This is a genomic window from Pseudomonas paraversuta, assembly GCF_904063065.1.
Classification (GTDB): domain Bacteria; phylum Pseudomonadota; class Gammaproteobacteria; order Pseudomonadales; family Pseudomonadaceae; genus Aquipseudomonas; species Aquipseudomonas paraversuta.
Window position 1 is genome coordinate 328,779 of sequence record NZ_CAJFCL010000004.1, and the last position, 18,445, is coordinate 347,223.

Below are 18,445 nucleotides of genomic sequence, written 5' to 3' on the forward strand. Positions count from 1 at the left end.
CCGACAGCTCGCTCCTACAATGATTCTGGGCCTTGATGTTGTGCGGCCCATTCCCGCACCTCGGCATAGGGGTAGTTTTCCAATGCCGCAAACCCGGCAATCCCCCGGGCTTTCATTTTGGTAAACAACGGCACGCTGATCCCGCATAAAAACCGGGTCAGGCGTTCCGGCGGGGGATAACTTGCGGTGAATTCCTGATGCCTGTGGATAAAAGCAGCGCACAGCGCTTCAAAGTTTTTATCCACAAGCGGCGCCAGCGCGGGGGGTTCAGGCAAGCGCGCGACCTGCCCGGCACACACCGAGCAATGCCCGCATTGTTGCGGTGCCTGCCCGTCACCGAAGTAGTGCGCCAGGCGATAGCTCAGGCAGGTGTCACTGGCGAACAATGCCAACATGGCGTGAATGCGCACAATCTCGCCACGCTCATGGGCTGTGAAGTACTCATGCAGCTCCAGGCTCAGCGCCTCGACGTCAAACTCTGTCAGCAACAGGCTGTAAACCTCGGTCATCTGTTTGCTTTCAAGCTCGATCCAGCCCTTTTCCTGGAAATAATCCAGCGCTTTGACCACCCGGTTACGGTCGGCCTGATGCTGGCTGTACAGGGTGTCGAAATTGACCGTGGCCCAGGTCCGGGCACGGCTGGAGGTCTGGATAATGGCCGAGACAAACTGCTGGCGCTCACCCTCGAATCTGGCCAGCAGTGCATCGGGCTCAATCAGGAACTTGAAACGGTACTCGGCAAAATACGCATAGCGCGGAGCAATCAGGCCACGCAATTCCAGCTGCACCAGCAGGGTCTTGAGCGGAAGCTGGCGAATATTGCTCTGATCGGCCAAAGGCCCCAGCAAGAATTCCCACTGCCCTTCGGGGATGGCTGCACGCAGTTCTTCAAGCACACAGCGGATGCCCTGCAATTCGGGGGTGTCGCCGTACACAAAATTTTCCAGCACGTTGAGACTGTCACGATTGGCCAGAACCAGGCAGTCCGATGGCTGGCCATCACGCCCGGCGCGACCGATTTCCTGACTGTAGTTTTCGATCGACTTGGGCAAGTCGAAATGCACTACGTTGCGGATGTCGCTTTTATCGATGCCCATGCCAAAGGCGATGGTGGCCACGATGCAATTCAATTGCCCGCCCATGAACTGACGTTGAATGCCCTCGCGCTGATCGTGGGGCAAACCGGCGTGATAAGCGTTGGCGCTGATGCCGTTCTGGTTCAGATGCGCGGCGATCTGCTCCGCAGTCTTTTGCAGGGTGACGTAGACAATGCTCGGCTGGCCGCTGCGCTCGCCCATCCATTGCACCAGGCGCTGGCGCTTGGCGGCCCCGGTGACCGGCTCGACCCACAGGTTGAGGTTGGCGCGATAGAAACCGGTGGTGATCACATCCGCCTCGGCGATCGCGAATTTGCTCTGCATGTCGGCAATCACGTTGGGCGTGGCCGTTGCCGTGAGCAGCAAGGCTTGCGGGATGTTGAACTGACGCTGGTAGTCCGGCAGCTTCAAGTAGTCCGGGCGAAAGTTATGCCCCCACTCGGAGATACAGTGGGCCTCGTCCACAACCAGTAACGAAATCGGCACCTGCTGCAAAAAATTGCGAAAACGCTCGTTCTTCAGGCGCTCAACCGAAATCATCAGGATCTTCAATTCGCCCGCTTTGGCCCGGGCCATGACCGCACTGGCGTCATCACGGCTTTGCGCCGAATCAATGCTGGCGGCGGCAATGCCATGGCGCTGTAAAAACGCCAACTGGTCCTGCATCAGCGCCAGCAGCGGCGACACCACCAGCGTCAGGTGCGGCAGCAGCAAGGCCGGCAGCTGGTAGCACAGCGACTTGCCCGAGCCCGTCGGAAAAATCGCGGCCGCCGAACGCCCGGCCAGCACGGCACTGATCGCCGCCTCTTGCCCGTCACGAAACTGTGGATAACCGAAAACCTGTTCCAGGGTGTTGTGCATAACTGTCACTCCATTGACCGCTGCAAAGCGCAAAACTCTAACCCGAGCCGTGCAGTCGATCGAGAAAAGGCAGCAGGCTTGACGCCACAAATTGATACAGAGAAAACCTGCACGCCTGGACAAAACCACAGACATTAACACGCCTGACCCGACCTGCCGCACGCAGCGACACCACGGGTATTAACCATGGAATTTATCTACAAAAGGACCCACCCATGCCTGAGGCGTTACCCCATCACCGGAATAAAGCATCGATTTCCATGCTGCAGCGCACCACTCTGCTCGTCCTGCCCGTGCTCCTTCTGAGCTGCGTCACACCAGCGCCCGCGCCGCCGGAACTGGACACAAGTGTCTTTGAAACAACTGAATACCTCGCACAGAAAGCCCTGCCGGTGGTCAAGGCCTCGACGCTCTATGCCCGGGGCGGCACCGGCCAGAACGTCAAGGTTGCCTTGATTGACTCGGGCATGAACGACACCCTTTCCGAGTTCCGGGGGCGTATTGCCGACCCCGGCCATGACTTTGTGCGCAAGCAACCGGGCACCGTCGACATCAAGGGCCACGGGACACAAATGGCCGGCATTATCGCCGCCAACAAAGACGACAAAGGCATGCATGGCATTGCCTTCAACGCCCAACTGATCCCCATGCGCTTTGGCGACGACAAGGAGCCGTTCTATTTCGACACTGAAATTGCCCGGGCGTGGCAACTCAGCCATGACAAGGGCGCACAAATCATCAGCAACTCATGGGCCAACCCGATTGAAGCCAACACCAATGAAGCCATTGTTTATGAACGCCTGATGGGCGACTCCCTGGCGGCTGCCAAAAAGCTGGTGGCGGACGGCGCCGTCTTGGTGTTTTCCACCGGTAATGAAGTCAAGCGCGAACCCCTCGCCGAACCGGGCCTGCCCGCGCTGTACCCCGAACTGGAACCCGGCTGGATTGCGGTCATGGCCCTCAAGAGCGACGGCACTGCCATCAACCAGAAATCCAACTACTGCGGTCTGGCAGCACGCTGGTGTATTGCAGTACCCGGGGGCGACAGCGGGGATGGCTTGCTCACCACACGCGAGGACGGCAGCTATGGACCGACTATCGGAACCTCTCCTGCCGCGGCGCTGGTCAGCGGCGCCCTGGCAGCCCTGCAAAGCCGTTACCCGCAGATGACCCCGCAACAGTTGCGCGAGCGCTTGCTCAGCACGGCCAATCGCAGCGGCATCTATGCCAACAGCGAAGCTTACGGGCAAGGCTTGATGGATCTGGAGGCCGCTTCGCGCCCCGCCCCCGGCCAGTAAAGTGAGGACGCCGGCCCACTGGCTAAAGACCCATGGGCCTGCGTACCGTCTTGAGGTATTTTGCTGCTCACCCAAAGCCGATCTCGCCCAAACTGCCATACGGAGACTGCCGCCATGAAACTCGCCGCCGACCTGCCTGATAACCCGACCTTGCGCGAGCTGGTGCAACTGCTGCATGAAGAAATCGGCCTGCCGGAACACAAGACTGTCAGCCTGAAGACATCGATCAACCTTGACCTGGGCTGTAACGGCAGCGACGCCCTGCATTTGATGGAAGTCCTCGAGGAGCACTTCGGTCTGGACCTGGCGGACTACGATGCCTACAGCTATTTCCAGCCGGCAGGCAACGATCCGCATTTCAAGCGCGATGCCAAGGGCCGGGGCAATAAAGTGCCCCTGACCATAGGCATGCTGTACGCGGCGATAAACAGCGGGCAGTGGGACACGCACACCCTGGAAGGCTAAATTCCAGGCAGAAAAAAGCCGCCCTTGCAGGCGGCTTTTTCGTGGATCAAACAGCTGACCGCAAGCTTACAGCTTAGGGCCGGCAGCCTTGATCGCGTCGCTGACGTCGAACTTCTTGAAGTTCTCTACGAACAGGCCGGCCAGGGCTTTGGCAGCTTCGTCGTAGGCAGCTTTGTCAGCCCAGGTGTTACGCGGGTTGAGCAGCTCGGTGTCAACGCCCGGTACGGTCAATGGCACGTCGAGGTTGATGGTGTCCAGGTGCTCGGTTTCTGCACCGATCAGAGCGCCGCTCTGGATCGCTGCAATCACGCCGCGGGTAGTCGGGATGTTGAAACGCTTGCCAACGCCGTAGCCGCCGCCGGTCCAGCCGGTGTTAACCAGGTAAACCTTGGAGCCGAAGCCACGGATGCGCTTGATCAGCAGCTCTGCGTATTCGCCAGCCGGACGCGGGAAGAACGGTGCGCCGAAGCAGGTGGAGAAAGTCGACTTGATGCCGCTGCCCGAACCCATTTCAGTCGAGCCCACCAGCGCGGTGTAGCCGGACAGGAAGTGGTAAGCCGCCTGCTCTTCGCTGAGGATCGAAACCGGAGGCAGTACGCCAGTCAGGTCGCAGGTCAGGAAGATCACAGCGTTTGGCTCGCCGCCCAGGTTCTTCTCGGAACGCTTGGCAACGTGCTCCAGCGGGTAGGCTGCGCGGCTGTTCTGGGTCAGGCTGACGTCGGCATAGTCAGGGTGCTTGGCGTCGTCGATGACAACGTTTTCCAGCACCGCACCGTGCTTGATGGCTTTCCAGATAACCGGCTCGTTCTTCTCGGACAGGTCGATGCACTTGGCATAGCAACCGCCTTCGATGTTGAACACCACGCCTTCGCCCCAGCCGTGTTCGTCGTCACCGATCAGGTAACGGCTTTCATCGGCGGACAGGGTGGTTTTACCGGTGCCGGACAGGCCGAAGAACAGAGTCACGTCGCCTGCTTCACCGATGTTGGCGGCGCAGTGCATCGGCAGCACGTCGGCAGCCGGCAACAGGAAGTTCTGTACCGAGAACATGGCTTTCTTCATTTCACCGGCGTAACGCATACCGGCGATCAGCACTTTTTTCTGGGCGAAGTTGAGGATCACGCAACCGTCGGAGTTGGTGCCGTCACGCTCTGGCACGCATTCGAAGTTGGCCACATTGAGCACTTGCCATTCTTCACGACCGGCCGGGTTGTACTGAGCCGGGTTGATGAACAGGCAACGACCGAACAGGTTCTGCCAGGCAGTCTGGGTGGTCATCTTCACGGCCAGGTAGTGGTCTTCGGAAGCACCTACATGAACGTGGGAAACGAAGTGTTCCTGCGCATTGTTGAACGCCTCGACGCGGTCCCACAGAGCATCGAACTTGTCAGCCGGGAACTTGCGGTTGATCGCGCCCCAGGCAATGGCAGCCTGAGTAGTAGGCTCTTCAACAATGAAGCGGTCAGCTGGCGAACGGCCTGTACGGTGGCCTGTTTTAACTACCAGTGCGCCATTGTCGGCAAGCTCGCCTTCACCACGGCTCAGGGCTTCTTTGACCAGATCGTCGATGCTCAGATCGGTGTACACGGCGTTATTAGCTTGCGTCATGAGGTTCCCCGTCGGCCATTGGCCGAGTGCGCCAAACGTTTTGTAGTAGAAAAGTTTGCACTACTACCGCGAAAAAAGTGGGGCGGATTATGCCAGAAATGCCCAAAAAAAGTAGGGCCCACCTGTCAGAACCGCGCAAGAACGGGGTTTGACAGGTGTTTCACCTGGGCTGAAACGTTTTAGTGATGAGTGTCGGAAGGCGACTTTACACCGGCACCGGAGAACAATTGGTCCACATCGGCAGCATCGAACAGGTAGCGCTCATTGCAGAACTGGCAGTCGATTTCGATATGGCCGCCATGTTCGGTGACCAGATTCTGCGCATCTTCAAGACCCAGGCTGGTCAATGCAGTGCCCGAGCGCTCACGGGAGCAGCTGCATTTGAAAACAACGGTTTCGTCGTCAAACAGGCGCACGGTTTCTTCGTGGTACAGGCGATGCAGGATGGTTTCGTTGTCCAGACTCAACAATTCTTCAGCCTTGAGGGTATCGCCCAGCGCCAGCAATGTGTTCCAGCTGTCTACGCGCTCATCTTCATCTTTGGTTTTGTCGGCCGGCAGTTGCTGCAGGAACATGCCGCGGGCACGTTTGCCATCCGCGACCAGCCAGAAGCGGGTCGGCACTTGCTCGGACATGACAAAGTAGTTGGTGAAACAATCCGCCAGGGTTTCGCCGTTCAGATCCACAATGCCCTGGTAACGCTTGCCAACGGTCGGATCGATAGTAATGGCCAGTACGCCGTTGGGCAGCAGGTCTGCAAGGGTCGCATCCGGGGCAATCCGCTCGGCGTCGAAACGGGCAATACCGCGAATTTCACGGTCGCTGGTGCACTCGATCATCAGCAGCGGTACCGGACCTTCAGAGCGCGCCTGCAGGCTCAGAAGACCATCGATTTTCTGGTTGCCCACCAGCAACGCAGCCGCTGCCATCAGCTCACCCAGCAACTGCTGGACCGGCAGCGGATAATTATGTTTGGCCAGCACTTCAGCGTAACTGTGCTCCAGCGAAGCCAGCTCGCCGCGGGCATCACAGGTGTCGAACATGAAGCGTTGGGTGGCATCGGTTTTGTTTAAGTCGGACATAGGAATAAGATTCTAAAAGTGGTTACTAAATGTGTTCGAGCCTGTAAACAGACTGCAGATATTAAGGCTAATAGCCCTATATGGCGTCACACATGAATGGTTACAAGCCCCCGGCTAGCCAGACACGACGCACGGTCGGTGAGCCATTGACGGCCAGGCAGCCCTTGGGGGAGCCAGGCTCCCACAAGGATTGATATAGGGCACAGAGCTAATCCGCGGCGCCAGAATCATGAAACTGATGCAACTGGCGGCGTTGTTTCTTGGTTGGTTTACCATCGCTGATAATGCCCATCGCCCCCGATTTTCGCATCGCTGCCAGGCTTTCGCGCTTGGCAATGCTCTGCCCGGTTTCGGCGTACAGCAGTTGCGCTTCAGGAGCGCCGCGGCGCACCACCGACAAGGCTTTGACCTCTACAGTACGCTCTTCGAGCCCTACACGGATTTGCAGCTCGTCGCCAATCCGTGGCTCTTTGCTCGGTTTGCAGCGCTCACCACGGCAGTGCACCTTGCCGCTCTCAATGGCGGTCTTGGCCAATGCACGGGTCTTGTAAAAACGTGCAGCCCATAGCCACTTGTCCAGACGGACCTTGTCGTCCTCTTCCTGTTTCTGCGCCATTGGAACCCCCTTCACCAGATATTCGGAACTGTACTACGTCTTTTGATGATCCAAAGAAGGAACCCGCTCGATAGAATTCCGTCTGCTGCAATACCTGTGCTGAAAACACAGCACAGCGTACGCGCAGATAACTGTCGCCATTTACCGGATATTCTGCGTGAATACCGACTTTATGCTTTCGAATCGGCGTTCGCCGATTGTTTTACCTGCAGGGTCTGCCCTGCGGCCTGGATACGTTAATCGCCGGTTACTTATATTGAAGACTTTTGACCATTTGACCGTTGTCGGTCTGCGCGAGTGGGTGGCGCTTCCCGATCTGGGAGTCGCGGGCCTGCGGGCGAAAATCGACACCGGTGCCAGTACCTCCAGCCTGCACGCCACTGAAATCGAGCCGTTTGTGCGTGATGGTGTCGAGTGGGTACGTTTCAATGCCCATTTGGGAACGCTGGTACAACTACGCCACCGCCGGTGCGAAGCGCCGCTGGTGGCGATAAAAACCATTAAAAGCTCCAACGGCCATACCCAGGTGCGTTATGTGATCCGCACCGGTCTGGCACTGGGTGATCGGGTGTGGTCGGTGGAGTTCACCCTCGCCTGCCGCAAATCCATGCGTTACCGCTTGCTGCTGGGCTCAAAAGCGCTGATCGACGGCCAGTTGGTGGTCAATCCAGAGCTTAAATACGTACAAGACAAGCCGGTGTTTCCGGTCACTACTACCTCTGCCACAGGTGTTGCATGAAGATCGCTGTGCTGTCGCGTAACCCGCGTCTGTATTCCACTCGTCGTCTGGTTGAAGCCGGTATCGCACGAGGCCATGAAATGGTAGTGATCGATACCCTGCGCGCCTATATGAACATTGCCAGTCATAAGCCGCAGATCCATTACCGCGGCAAGCCGCTGGAAGGCTTTGATGCGGTGATCCCGCGCATTGGTGCGTCAGTCACGTTTTATGGCTGCGCGGTATTGCGCCAGTTCGAAATGATGGGGGTTTTCCCGCTCAACGAATCGGTGGCAATCGCCCGCTCGCGAGACAAGTTGCGCTCGCTGCAACTGTTGTCGCGCCGCGGCCTGGGCTTGCCCGTGACAGGCTTTGCCCACTCGCCGGATGATATTCCGGACCTGATCGAGATGGTCAATGGTGCACCGCTGGTGATCAAGGTACTGGAAGGCACCCAGGGTATCGGCGTGGTGTTGTGTGAAACCGCCACCGCGGCCGAGTCTGTGATCGAGGCTTTCATGGGCCTCAAACAGAACATCATGGTGCAGGAGTACATCAAGGAAGCCGGCGGTGCGGATATCCGCTGCTTCGTGGTGGGTGACAAGGTGATTGCGGCCATGAAGCGCCAGGCCAAGCCCGGTGAATTCCGCTCCAACCTGCACCGCGGAGGCAGTGCCAGCCTGATCAAGATCACCCCGCAAGAACGCATGACCGCCATTCGTGCGGCCAAGGTCATGGGGTTGAGTGTGGCCGGGGTCGATATCCTGCGCTCCAACCACGGCCCGCTGGTGCTGGAGGTGAATTCCTCGCCCGGGCTGGAGGGGATCGAAACCACCACCGGCAAGGATGTGGCCGGGCTTATCATTGAGCATCTGGAAAAAAACAGCACGCCGCACATGACCCGGACCAAAGGGAAAGGTTGAAAGCAGCCACCCCTGACAACTCTGCAGGAGCGAGCTTGCTCGCGAGCGGTTAGAAGCTCGCTCCTGCAGACAGGTCGAAGGCTTTAAACCGCCCCTCTGGGCAACATCAGGCCCAGCGGCAATCGCACCCGGGCCTCAAGGCCTCCGCCGGCACGGTTACGCAGTTCAACATTGCCGCCGTGCATGGAGGCGATGCGCTTGACGATGGCAAGGCCCAAACCTGTCCCCTTGCCGCCACGCGCACGGTCACCGCGGATAAACGGATTGAAGATGTCTTCAAGCTCTGAAGGGTCGATGCCCGCCCCCCGGTCCATCACACTCAGCACCACATACGGCGCACTGGTGTCGCCGGAGACGTAGGCGGCCACTTCCACGTTATCCCCCGCATGGTGCAAGGCATTGCCGATCAGGTTATTGAGCAAGCGCTTCATCGAGACCCGACGCAGCGCAAACGGCTGAATCGGCTGCAGGCGCAAACTCACTTGATGTTCGTTCTGGTTGTAAGGCGCCACGACTTCGCGAATCAGTTCACACAAATCGACCTCTTCGACCGGCTCATCGCGCCCGTCACGGATAAAGGCCAGGAACTGATCAAGAATCGCGTCCATATCTTCAATGTCGCGCACCATGTCGTCGGACAGGTCGCTGTGGTTGCCCATCAGCTCCAGAGACAGGCGCAAGCGGGTCAAAGGCGTTCGCAGGTCGTGGGACACCCCGGCGAGCATCAGCTCGCGTTCACGGCCAGCCTGTTCCACATCTTCTGCCATTTGATTGAAGGCGCTGTACACCTCGGTCATTTCGCTCGGTGTATCACTGATCGGCAGCCGTACACTGCGCCCCTGCCCCAGTTGCCGGGCGGCATAAACCAGACGCTTGAGCGGCTGGTTGAGCTGACTGACGAATATCCATGCCGACGCCGTCGATAGCAGGCCGATGGCCAGGAACCAGCCCAGCACACTCCAGATTTTCTGTCCGCGTAACGGATGCGGGTACAGCGGCACTTTCAGCCAGCCATCGCCAAGGCTCGGGGCACGTACCCACAGCGCGGGCGGCGCATGCATGCGCAAGCGAACTTCGGTATCGGCACCCAGCTCTGCCTGCATCTGGCGCTCATAAATCTCACTGTACGGCCAGTGCTGCTCGCCTTCAGGTACGCCACCGCCGACCACCCGGATCAAACCGGCCGCATCGGCAATTTTTTCGCGATTTTCTTCATCGGCAGCCCAATAAGCGCGCAGGGTCAAAGCCACGCCATGGCTGTACTGGCGGTCGACCAGCATGTCTTCGTTCATCAGCAGATAAACCAGGGTCAGGGCCTTGGAGAACAGTACGACAATGAGGACCAGCCACAGGGTGCGGGAGAAAAAACTTTGGGGGAACCACAGAGGGGTTTTCATAGACAGCCGTCTTAACACTTTGCAGGAGCGAGTTGTGAGGCTCGCAAAATTTGGAATCGCGAGCCTTCGGGCATCCGGGTACCGGAAAGGCTCGCTCCTACAAATGATCCGTCACTTGGTCGCGTTGCCGTCCGGCACGAACACATAGCCTACGCCCCAGACAGTCTGGATATAGCGCGGTTTGGACGGGTCAGGTTCGATCATGCGGCGCAAGCGGGAAATCTGAACGTCGATGGAACGCTCCAGGGCATCCCATTCACGGCCACGGGCCAGGTTCATCAGCTTGTCGCGGGTCAACGGCTCGCGGGCATGCATGACCAGCGCTTTAAGCACGGCGAACTCGCCGGTGGTGAGCATGTGAACTTCATCGCCACGCTTGAGTTCGCGGGTTGCCAGCGACAACTCGTAATCACCGAAGGTAACGCTTTCGTCTTCGCTGCCCGGTGCACCCGGTACCGGCGCTGCCTGACGACGCAATACCGCACGCACCCGCGCCATCAGCTCGTCAGGGTTGAACGGCTTGGCCAGATAATCGTCCGCGCCCAGTTCCAGGCCCTTGATGCGGCTCAGTTCGTCACCTTTGGCGGTCAGCATGATGATCGGCACACGGTTGCCCGCAGCACGCAGGCGGCGGCAAGCGGACAGCCCGTCTTCACCGGGCAGCATCAGGTCCAGCACCACCAGGTTGAATACCTCGCGGGCCAGCAAACGGTCCATTTGTTCCACGTTCGGCACAGCGCGGGCGCGATAGCCCTTGCTGACGAAGAAACGTTCCAGCAGGCTGCTCAGCCCCGGATCGTCGTCAACGATGAGAATTTTTTCGCCTTCTGCCGCTTGTGCAATGCTGCTCATTAGATGCTCCTGTGATCTCGGCGCGCATTATGGCTTAGCTGCTGTCATGCGCATGGAGTGCATTGTTAGCAGATTTTTCCTCCGCGAACAGCACGCAGACCAATGTGCGCCGTAGCGTAGCCCCCTGAATTCGGGAACGCTGGTTATAATGCGCCGCCTTTTGTGTCGGGCAACCTTGGATTTTCAAAGATCGCGCCAGAATTTATTTTTTCAAGTCCTGGCGTAATGTGCTGATTTCGCGGGTCAACAGGCCGCCCTTTTGGCCCAGGCAGCGGCCCCGTTAAGGTCGCTCAACCAGCCTCGCAAGCCAAGAAACCCGGGCATGCGAGCCTGCTTCACAATTTGTCAGGTGGTTTTATGGACAGCATCAACAGCCGCATCGCCGAAGAACTTGGCGTGCGCCCGCAGCAGGTCGAAGCGGCCGTCGCGCTTCTGGATGAAGGCTCCACCGTACCCTTCATTTCCCGCTACCGTAAGGAAGTGACCGGCAGCCTGGATGACACCCAGTTACGTCATCTGGAAGAACGCCTGCGCTACCTGCGTGAACTCGACGAACGGCGTATCAGCATCCTCGCCAGCATCGAAGAACAAGGCAAATTAACCCCGGAACTGGCCCGCGACATCAAACTCGCCGAGACCAAGACCCGCCTTGAAGACCTGTACCTGCCGTACAAACAGAAGCGCCGCACCAAGGGTCAGATCGCCCTGGAAGCGGGCCTGGGTGAACTGGCAGACGGCCTGTTCAACGACCCGACGCAAACCCCTGAAATCGAAGCAGCACGTTTTGTCGATGCTGAAAAAGGCGTGGCAGACGTCAAGGTCGCACTCGACGGCGCCAAGTACATCCTCATGGAGCGCTTCGCCGAAGACGCCAGCCTGCTGGATAAACTGCGCAGTTTCCTGAAACAGGAAGCGATCCTCAGCGCCCGGGTGATTCCCGGCAAAGAAGAGGAAGGCGCCAAGTTCCGCGATTACTTCGAACACGACGAGCCGCTCAAAAGCATGCCGTCGCACCGCGCGCTGGCGATTTTCCGTGGCCGCAACGAAGGCATTCTCAGCTCATCGCTTAAAGTCGGCGAAGAGCTGCCGGGCACCATGCACCCCGGCGAAATGATGATCAGCGAGCGTTTCGGCCTGCAAAACCAGAACCGCCCGGCTGACAAATGGCTGGGCGAAGTGGTGCGCTGGACCTGGAAGGTCAAGCTTTACACCCACCTTGAAACAGACTTGCTGGGTGAGTTGCGCGACGGGGCAGAAACCGAAGCCATCAACGTGTTCGCCCACAACCTGCATGACTTGCTGCTGGCCGCACCTGCCGGCCCGCGCGCAACCCTGGGCCTGGACCCGGGCCTGCGTACCGGCTGCAAGATTGCCGTGGTCGATGCCACCGGCAAAATGCTCGAATACGCCACCGTGTACCCGCACGTGCCGCACAACAAGTGGGATCAAACCATCGCCGTCATGGCCGCCCTGTGCGCCAAGCACTCGGTCGAACTGATCGCCATCGGTAACGGTACCGCCAGCCGCGAAAGCGACAAGCTGGTGATTGACCTGATCAAAAAATACCCGGCCCTGAAAGTCACCAAAGTGATGGTGTCTGAAGCCGGTGCTTCGGTGTACTCGGCGTCAGAACTGGCCGCCAAGGAATTCCCCGACCTCGACGTATCGATCCGTGGCGCGGTGTCGATTGCCCGCCGCCTGCAGGATCCGCTGGCAGAGCTGGTGAAAATCGATCCTAAATCCATCGGTGTCGGCCAGTACCAGCACGACGTATCCCAGCTCAAGCTGGCACGCGGCCTGGACGCCGTGGTTGAAGACTGCGTAAACGCCGTGGGCGTTGACGTGAACACCGCATCGGTGGCGCTGCTGGCCCGCATCTCGGGGCTCAATGCCACACTGGCGCAAAACATCGTCAGCCATCGCGATGAAAACGGCGCGTTCAAAACCCGCGCGGCACTGAAAAAAGTCAGCCGTCTGGGCGAAAAAACCTTCGAACAGGCTGCCGGTTTCCTGCGGGTAATGAATGGCGACAACCCGCTGGACGCTTCTGCGGTTCACCCCGAGGCCTACCCGCTGGTCAAGCGCATTGCCTCGGACACCGAGCGCGACATTCGCTCGCTGATCGGCGACGCGAGCTTTCTCAAGCGTCTTGATCCGAAGAAATTCACTGACGAAACCTTCGGCCTGCCGACCGTCACCGACATTCTCCAGGAGCTGGAGAAACCTGGCCGCGATCCGCGTCCCGAGTTCAAGACTGCCGAGTTCCAGGAAGGCGTCGAAGACCTCAAGGACCTGCAACTGGGGATGATTCTGGAAGGCGTGGTGACCAACGTGACCAACTTCGGTGCCTTCGTCGATATCGGCGTCCATCAGGACGGCCTGGTGCATATTTCGGCCCTGTCCGAGAAATTCATCAAGGACCCGCGTGAAGCCGTAAAAGCCGGTGACGTGGTCAAGGTCAAGGTCATGGAAATCGACATTCCACGTAAACGCGTGGGTCTGTCGATGCGCATGAGCGACACCCCCGGCGAGAAGATCGACGGGGCTCGTGGCGCGCGTCCGGGTTCGGCACCGCGCCAGCAAAACACTGCGCCGCGTAAGGAAACCGTGGCTGCGGCCCCGGCCAATAACGCGATGGCATCGCTGTTTGCCAACGCCAAACAGCTGAAAAAACGCCCATGACGCTCCCCGACGGCCTGACCCAAAGCGCCTTCAGCGAGCTGATCGGTTGCCGCGTGCAGTCGGTGCAAGACGGTATTGCGCAGGTTGCACTAAGCCTGGAACCGCAACTGCGCAACCGGGGCGGCAAACTGCACGGCGGGGTTTTGTTCAGCCTGGTGGATATCAGCATGGGGCTGGCGTGTTCCAGCGTCCATGGCTTTGACCAGCAGAGCGTGACCATCGAGTGCAAAATCAACTACATCCGGGCAGTGTCCGAAGGCGAAGTACTGTGCATCGCCAAAGTCATTCACCCCGGAAGGCGCACCCTGGTCGTCGAGGCAGACGTGCTGCAAGGCGACAAACTGGTGGCGAAAGCCCAAGGCACCTTCGCCGTCCTGTAGCCGCCGGCAGGTGAATTGAGTTAATTTCGGCGCTGCAAGGGGCAACAGGCCCCGATGCAGTGCCGGAATTCGCTTGAAGCGCCGGGACCGAAACAAAGACGGGCGACACATTACAAGCCAGGCGACAACGCCAGTTTCAACTTCACCCTTGTAGACCGTCCTGACCACCCCCATATTGGGGCGACTGACGCGTGAAGGAATCCAACTTGAGCCAACTTCTCAACCGCCGCCTGGCTCTGCTCAGCGAGCGCGCTAACCTCTCACTGCTGGAGCAGTGCCTGCACGGTATCGAGCGCGAATGCCTGCGCGTTACGGCCAATGCCCGCCTGGCGCAGACCCCGCACCCCGAAGAACTGGGCTCGGCACTGACCAACGATCAAATCACCACCGACTATTCCGAGTCGCTGCTGGAGTTCATCACCCCGGCCCTGCCTGATCCGGCAGAGACGCTGGCCAGCCTCGACAAGATTCACCGTTTTGCCTACAGCAAACTCGGCAACGAGTACCTGTGGAGTCCTTCGATGCCGTGCCCGTTGCCGGCCGAAGAAGATATTCCGATTGCCTACTACGGCACCTCCAACATCGGACAGCTCAAGTACGTGTACCGCAAGGGCCTGGCCCTGCGTTACGGCAAGACCATGCAGTGCATCGCCGGCATTCATTACAACTTCTCCCTGCCTGAAACACTGTGGCCGGTGCTGATGAAGGATGAAGGCTTTGTTGGCACCGATCGCGACTACCAGTCCAACGCCTACATCGCGTTGATTCGTAATTTCCGTCGTTACAACTGGCTGCTGATGTACCTGTTTGGCGCTTCCCCTGCGCTGGATGCGGGTTTCCTGCGCGGCCGTTCCCATCAGCTGGAACAGCTGGATGCCGATACGCTGTACCTGCCCTACGCCACCAGCCTGCGCATGAGCGACCTGGGCTACCAGAGCAACGCCCAGGCCGGTCTGACGCCCTGCTACAACGACCTCAACAGCTACACCGACAGCCTGCGCAAAGCTGTGGCCACGCCTTACGCGCCCTATGTCGAGATCGGCACCCACAAAGATGGCGAATGGGTGCAGCTCAATACCAACATCCTGCAAATCGAAAACGAGTACTACTCCAACATCCGCCCCAAGCGCGTGACCTACACCGGCGAACGGCCGATTCAGGCCCTGGTGTCCCGTGGCGTGCAGTATGTTGAAGTGCGCTTGCTCGACATCAACCCGTTCCTGCCCGTGGGCATCGATTTGCCTGAAGCACGTTTTCTGGATGCGTTCCTGCTGTATTGCGCGTTCCAGGAAAGCCCGCAATTCGACACTACGACCTGCAGTGATTGCTCATCGAACTTCCTCAGCGTGGTCAAGGAAGGTCGCCGTCCGGGCCTGCAATTGCAGCGCAATGGCCAGCCGGTCGACATGAAGGAATGGGCGGCAGAACTGCTGGAACAGATTGCGCCACTGGCCGCACTGCTCGATGCAAGCCATGGCGGCGACGCCCACAGCAAGGCGCTGGACGAACAGCTGGCGAAGGTCAATGACGTGTCACTGACGCCTTCAGCCAAAGTCCTGGCCAGCATGATCGAGCACAAGGAAAGCTTCTCCCAGTTCTCGATGCGCCAAAGCCTGGCCCATGCCGAGTTCTTCCGTAACGAACCGCTGAGTGCTGAAGATCAGGCTGCATTCGAAGAAAAGGCCCGCAGTTCGCTGGTACAGCAAACCGAACTGGAACAGAACGAAGTCGGGGATTTTGATTTGTTCGTCGCCTCGTATCAGGCGAGCATTCTGGCAATCAGTAACTAAAAACCCTTACCCGACCCTGTCCTTTGAGACGGGGCCGGGGTGAGGGAGCGCGGGTTACAGCGCCTTCTCGAATATCTTGGAATTACGCTGAAAGTTGTACAGCGACGCACGCGCTGCCGGCAGTCGCTCGACGCTGCTCGGCTCAAAGCCACGTTCGCGGAACCAGTGGGCCGTGCGGGTGGTCAGCACGAACAGGGTTTTTAGCCCCTGGGCGCGGGCACGGTTTTCGATGCGTTCCAGCAGCTCGTCGCCACGACGGCCATGGCGATACTCAGGATTCACCGCCAGACACGCCAGCTCCCCCGCATCCGAATCGGCAATCTGATACAGCGCCGCACAGGCGATGATCATGCCTTCACGCTCAACCACACTGAACTGCTCGATCTCGCGCTCCAGCACTTCGCGCGAGCGGCGTACCAGAATGCCCTGCTCTTCCAGCGGGCTGATCAGGTCGAGCAAACCACCCACGTCTTCAATCGCCGCTTCGCGGGTCACTTCGAATTGTTCCTGGGCCACCAGCGTACCGCCGCCGTGGCGGGTAAACAGTTCGGTCAGCAACGCGCCATCTTCGGCGTAGCTGACGATATGGCTACGGGCCACGCCGCCACTGCAGGCCTCGGCAGCCGCCTCCAGCAGTTCGGCCTGGTAATCGCTACCCAGACGCTTCATGTGCGCCGGTACCTGTTGCGGACGCAACTCACGGACCAGATGCCCGGTCTCGTCGAGCAGGCCCGATTCGGCACCGAACAACAGCAGCTTGTCAGCCCCCAGGTCGATAGCGGCGCGGGTAGCGACGTCTTCGCAAGCCAGGTTGAAAATCTCCCCTGTCGGCGAGTAGCCCAACGGTGACAACAGCACGATCGAGCGCTCGTCCAGCAGGCGGTTGATGCCCTTGCGGTCGACCCGGCGCACTTCGCCGGTGTGATGATAATCCACACCCTCGAGCACACCGATCGGGCGCGCCGTGACCAGGTTGCCGCTCGCCACCCGCAGGCGTGAACCCTGCATCGGCGAAGAGGCCATGTCCATCGACAGGCGCGCTTCAATGGCAATTCGCAGCTGGCCGACGGCGTCGATTACACACTCCAGGGTCGGCGCATCGGTAATGCGCATGCCTTGGTGGTAACGCGGCACAAGGCCACGGGCTTCAAGCCGGCTTTCGATTTGCGGGCGCGAGCCATGGACCAGCACCAGCCGCACGCCCAGGCTGTGCAACAGCACCAGGTCGTGAACTATGTTGCCAAAATTGGAATGCGCCACACCGTCGCCGGGGAGCATGACGACGAATGTGCAGTCGCGGTGAGCATTGATGTAAGGGGAAGCATGACGCAGCCAGTTAACGTAATCGTGCATAACCAGAGCCTGTAAAAAAATGAGCAGCCTGAAAAGGGCAAAAACAGCGAACGCACAACGGGCTGGTGGTTATCGTCGAAACATACTTGGCAACACGCGTGTTCTCCTTGTGTATGGAAATGGCGAGAAGCTGGCTTGCCAGCCCCCACCTTTTTGCTAGGTCAGGCAATAGTGTCCGATCAGCTGACTCAATAGACGAACTGTCGGCTGCAAACGTGACATTTCCAGGTGTTCTCCCGGTTGATGGGCGCAGGCGATGTCGCCGGGGCCCAGCACTATGGTTTCGCAGCCAAGTTGCTGAAGATAAGGCGCTTCGGTACCAAACGCCACTGCTTGCGCGCGATGCCCGGTGAGGCGCTCGGCTACCCGCACCAATTCAGCGTCGGCAGCCTGTTCAAATGGCGGCACACCACCGGCAATCGGCGCGAAGTCGATCTGCACTTGATGCCGCTCCGCCAAAGGCTGCAGCTTGCTGCGAATGATTGCCCGCAGCTCGTTCGGGTTCATGCCCGGTAAAGGCCGCAGGTCAAACTCCAGCGAACACTGACCGCAAATCCGGTTGGGATTGTCGCCACCGTGAATGCAGCCAAAGTTCAGGGTCGGTTGCGGCACGCTGAACTGCGGGTTGCGAAACTCGTTGAGCCATTGCTGGCGCAGGCCTTTAAGCTCGCTGATGGCATCGTGCATGGCTTCCAGCGCACTGTGGCCCAGGTCAGGGTCCGATGAATGGCCGCTGCGCCCCAGAATATCGATGCGTTCCATCATCACGCCCTTGTGCATGCGGATCGGCTTGAGCCCGGTAGGCTCCCCGATCACGGCAGCGCGCCCGAGGGGACGTCCGGCTTCGACCAATGCCCGGGCGCCTGCCATCGACGTTTCTTCGTCGCACGTGACCAAAATCAGCAGTGGCTGTTTGAACGGCTGATCAAGCAGCGGACGCACAGCCTCGATCACCAGCGCAAAAAAACCTTTCATGTCACAACTGCCAAGGCCTACCCAGCGATTGTCGACTTCCGTCAGCTTCAGTGGATCGGTCTGCCACAGCGCTTCGTCGTAGGGCACGGTGTCGCTATGCCCCGCCAGTACCAGCCCGCCGGGGCCGCTGCCAAAGCTGGCGAGCAAATTGAACTTGCCCGGATTGACCTGCTGGATATCGCAGTTGAAACCCAGCTCGGCGAGCCAGGTCGCCAGCAAGTCGATCACCCCTCGATTGGATTGATCCAGATGGGGCTGGGTGCAACTGACCGACGCGGTGCCGATCAAGGCAGCGAACTGCTCTTTCATGGAAGGTAAAGGCATGCGCTGACTTCCTGTTGGCTGGGC

At 59.2% G+C, this 18,445-nt stretch carries 15 protein-coding genes; 7 read left to right on the plus strand and 8 right to left on the minus strand.

All coding sequences use genetic code 11. From position 1 onward, the window contains the following. Positions 1-14 precede the first annotated feature (14 nt). On the minus strand, positions 15-1,958 hold the full coding sequence (locus JQ845_RS10350; protein WP_161719262.1) for a RecQ family ATP-dependent DNA helicase: 1,944 nt from the start codon (positions 1,956-1,958) through the stop codon (positions 15-17). A 260-nt stretch (positions 1,959-2,218) separates the two neighbouring features. Between JQ845_RS10350 and JQ845_RS10355 the strand changes: the two genes are divergently transcribed. Next, positions 2,219-3,256, plus strand: coding sequence for a S8 family peptidase (locus JQ845_RS10355; protein WP_203009001.1), 1,038 nt, complete (start codon positions 2,219-2,221; stop codon positions 3,254-3,256). Between the two features lie 114 nt (positions 3,257-3,370). Continuing rightward, positions 3,371-3,721, plus strand: coding sequence for a DUF1493 family protein (locus JQ845_RS10360; protein ID WP_203008957.1), 351 nt, complete (start codon positions 3,371-3,373; stop codon positions 3,719-3,721). 66 nt (positions 3,722-3,787) lie between these two features. Here the strand turns inward: JQ845_RS10360 and JQ845_RS10365 are convergent, their stop codons facing one another. The 3 genes from JQ845_RS10365 to JQ845_RS10375 form a co-directional block, all read right to left on the minus strand. Next, on the minus strand, positions 3,788-5,329 hold the full coding sequence (locus JQ845_RS10365; protein WP_003438681.1) for a phosphoenolpyruvate carboxykinase: 1,542 nt from the start codon (positions 5,327-5,329) through the stop codon (positions 3,788-3,790). Positions 5,330-5,508: 179 nt separating this feature from the next. Next, on the minus strand, positions 5,509-6,411 hold the full coding sequence (hslO, locus tag JQ845_RS10370; protein WP_003438680.1) for an Hsp33 family molecular chaperone HslO: 903 nt from the start codon (positions 6,409-6,411) through the stop codon (positions 5,509-5,511). Between the two features lie 208 nt (positions 6,412-6,619). Then, the gene (locus JQ845_RS10375) at positions 6,620-7,027 is read right to left on the minus strand and encodes an RNA-binding S4 domain-containing protein (RefSeq protein ID WP_003438678.1); all 408 of its coding nucleotides are present in this window, start codon (positions 7,025-7,027) and stop codon (positions 6,620-6,622) included. A 256-nt stretch (positions 7,028-7,283) separates the two neighbouring features. Between JQ845_RS10375 and rimB the strand changes: the two genes are divergently transcribed. Both rimB and rimK read left to right on the plus strand, forming a co-directional pair. Continuing rightward, positions 7,284-7,766: a retropepsin-like aspartic endopeptidase RimB gene (gene rimB / locus JQ845_RS10380; RefSeq protein ID WP_003438674.1), complete on the plus strand. Its 483-nt coding sequence runs from the start codon at positions 7,284-7,286 to the stop codon at positions 7,764-7,766. Continuing rightward, complete coding sequence (gene rimK, locus JQ845_RS10385; protein ID WP_003438671.1) at positions 7,763-8,668, plus strand: 30S ribosomal protein S6--L-glutamate ligase; 906 nt, start codon at positions 7,763-7,765, stop codon at positions 8,666-8,668. Before rimB ends, rimK begins: the two co-directional genes overlap by 4 nt. A gap of 83 nt (positions 8,669-8,751) precedes the next feature. Here rimK and JQ845_RS10390 read toward each other — a convergent pair whose 3' ends face one another. Then, positions 8,752-10,065, minus strand: coding sequence for an ATP-binding protein (locus JQ845_RS10390; protein ID WP_003438670.1), 1,314 nt, complete (start codon positions 10,063-10,065; stop codon positions 8,752-8,754). A gap of 111 nt (positions 10,066-10,176) precedes the next feature. Further along, complete coding sequence (ompR, locus tag JQ845_RS10395) at positions 10,177-10,917, minus strand: osmolarity response regulator transcription factor OmpR (RefSeq protein WP_003438667.1); 741 nt, start codon at positions 10,915-10,917, stop codon at positions 10,177-10,179. Positions 10,918-11,274: 357 nt separating this feature from the next. On the opposite strand from ompR, the gene JQ845_RS10400 reads away from it, so the two are divergent. The 3 genes from JQ845_RS10400 to gshA all read left to right on the plus strand — a co-directional run bounded on the left by JQ845_RS10400 (position 11,275) and on the right by gshA (position 15,769). Further along, the gene (locus JQ845_RS10400; protein WP_203008958.1) at positions 11,275-13,599 is read left to right on the plus strand and encodes a Tex family protein; all 2,325 of its coding nucleotides are present in this window, start codon (positions 11,275-11,277) and stop codon (positions 13,597-13,599) included. After that, on the plus strand, positions 13,596-13,979 hold the full coding sequence (locus JQ845_RS10405) for a PaaI family thioesterase (RefSeq protein WP_003438660.1): 384 nt from the start codon (positions 13,596-13,598) through the stop codon (positions 13,977-13,979). The genes JQ845_RS10400 and JQ845_RS10405 overlap by 4 nt, the downstream gene beginning before the upstream one ends. A gap of 206 nt (positions 13,980-14,185) precedes the next feature. Then, complete coding sequence (gshA, locus tag JQ845_RS10410) at positions 14,186-15,769, plus strand: glutamate--cysteine ligase (protein WP_003438657.1); 1,584 nt, start codon at positions 14,186-14,188, stop codon at positions 15,767-15,769. 54 nt (positions 15,770-15,823) lie between these two features. Here the strand turns inward: gshA and argA are convergent, their stop codons facing one another. After that, positions 15,824-17,122 carry an amino-acid N-acetyltransferase gene (gene argA / locus JQ845_RS10415; protein ID WP_003438654.1) on the minus strand — a complete coding sequence of 433 codons (1,299 nt, stop codon included), beginning with the start codon at positions 17,120-17,122 and terminating at the stop codon, positions 15,824-15,826. Positions 17,123-17,278: 156 nt separating this feature from the next. Continuing rightward, entirely contained in the window at positions 17,279-18,421 is a 1,143-nt protein-coding gene (gene argE, locus JQ845_RS10420; protein WP_003438651.1) for an acetylornithine deacetylase, read from the minus strand. Positions 18,422-18,445: the final 24 nt, after the last annotated feature.

Excerpts from the sequence above, each read along its gene's own strand:
- argE (WP_003438651.1), bottom strand. The coding sequence starts at position 18,421 with ATGCCTTTACCTTCCATGAAAGAGCAGTTCGCTGCCTTGATCGGCACC.
- rimK (WP_003438671.1), top strand. The coding sequence starts at position 7,763 with ATGAAGATCGCTGTGCTGTCGCGTAACCCGCGTCTGTATTCCACTCGT.
- JQ845_RS10400 (WP_203008958.1), top strand. The coding sequence starts at position 11,275 with ATGGACAGCATCAACAGCCGCATCGCCGAAGAACTTGGCGTGCGCCCG.
- JQ845_RS10350 (WP_161719262.1), bottom strand. The coding sequence starts at position 1,958 with ATGCACAACACCCTGGAACAGGTTTTCGGTTATCCACAGTTTCGTGAC.
- JQ845_RS10390 (WP_003438670.1), bottom strand. The coding sequence starts at position 10,065 with ATGAAAACCCCTCTGTGGTTCCCCCAAAGTTTTTTCTCCCGCACCCTG.
- JQ845_RS10360 (WP_203008957.1), top strand. The coding sequence starts at position 3,371 with ATGAAACTCGCCGCCGACCTGCCTGATAACCCGACCTTGCGCGAGCTG.
- JQ845_RS10355 (WP_203009001.1), top strand. The coding sequence starts at position 2,219 with ATGCTGCAGCGCACCACTCTGCTCGTCCTGCCCGTGCTCCTTCTGAGC.
- ompR (WP_003438667.1), bottom strand. The coding sequence starts at position 10,917 with ATGAGCAGCATTGCACAAGCGGCAGAAGGCGAAAAAATTCTCATCGTT.
- JQ845_RS10365 (WP_003438681.1), bottom strand. The coding sequence starts at position 5,329 with ATGACGCAAGCTAATAACGCCGTGTACACCGATCTGAGCATCGACGAT.
- JQ845_RS10405 (WP_003438660.1), top strand. The coding sequence starts at position 13,596 with ATGACGCTCCCCGACGGCCTGACCCAAAGCGCCTTCAGCGAGCTGATC.
- argA (WP_003438654.1), bottom strand. The coding sequence starts at position 17,122 with ATGCACGATTACGTTAACTGGCTGCGTCATGCTTCCCCTTACATCAAT.
- hslO (WP_003438680.1), bottom strand. The coding sequence starts at position 6,411 with ATGTCCGACTTAAACAAAACCGATGCCACCCAACGCTTCATGTTCGAC.
- JQ845_RS10375 (WP_003438678.1), bottom strand. The coding sequence starts at position 7,027 with ATGGCGCAGAAACAGGAAGAGGACGACAAGGTCCGTCTGGACAAGTGG.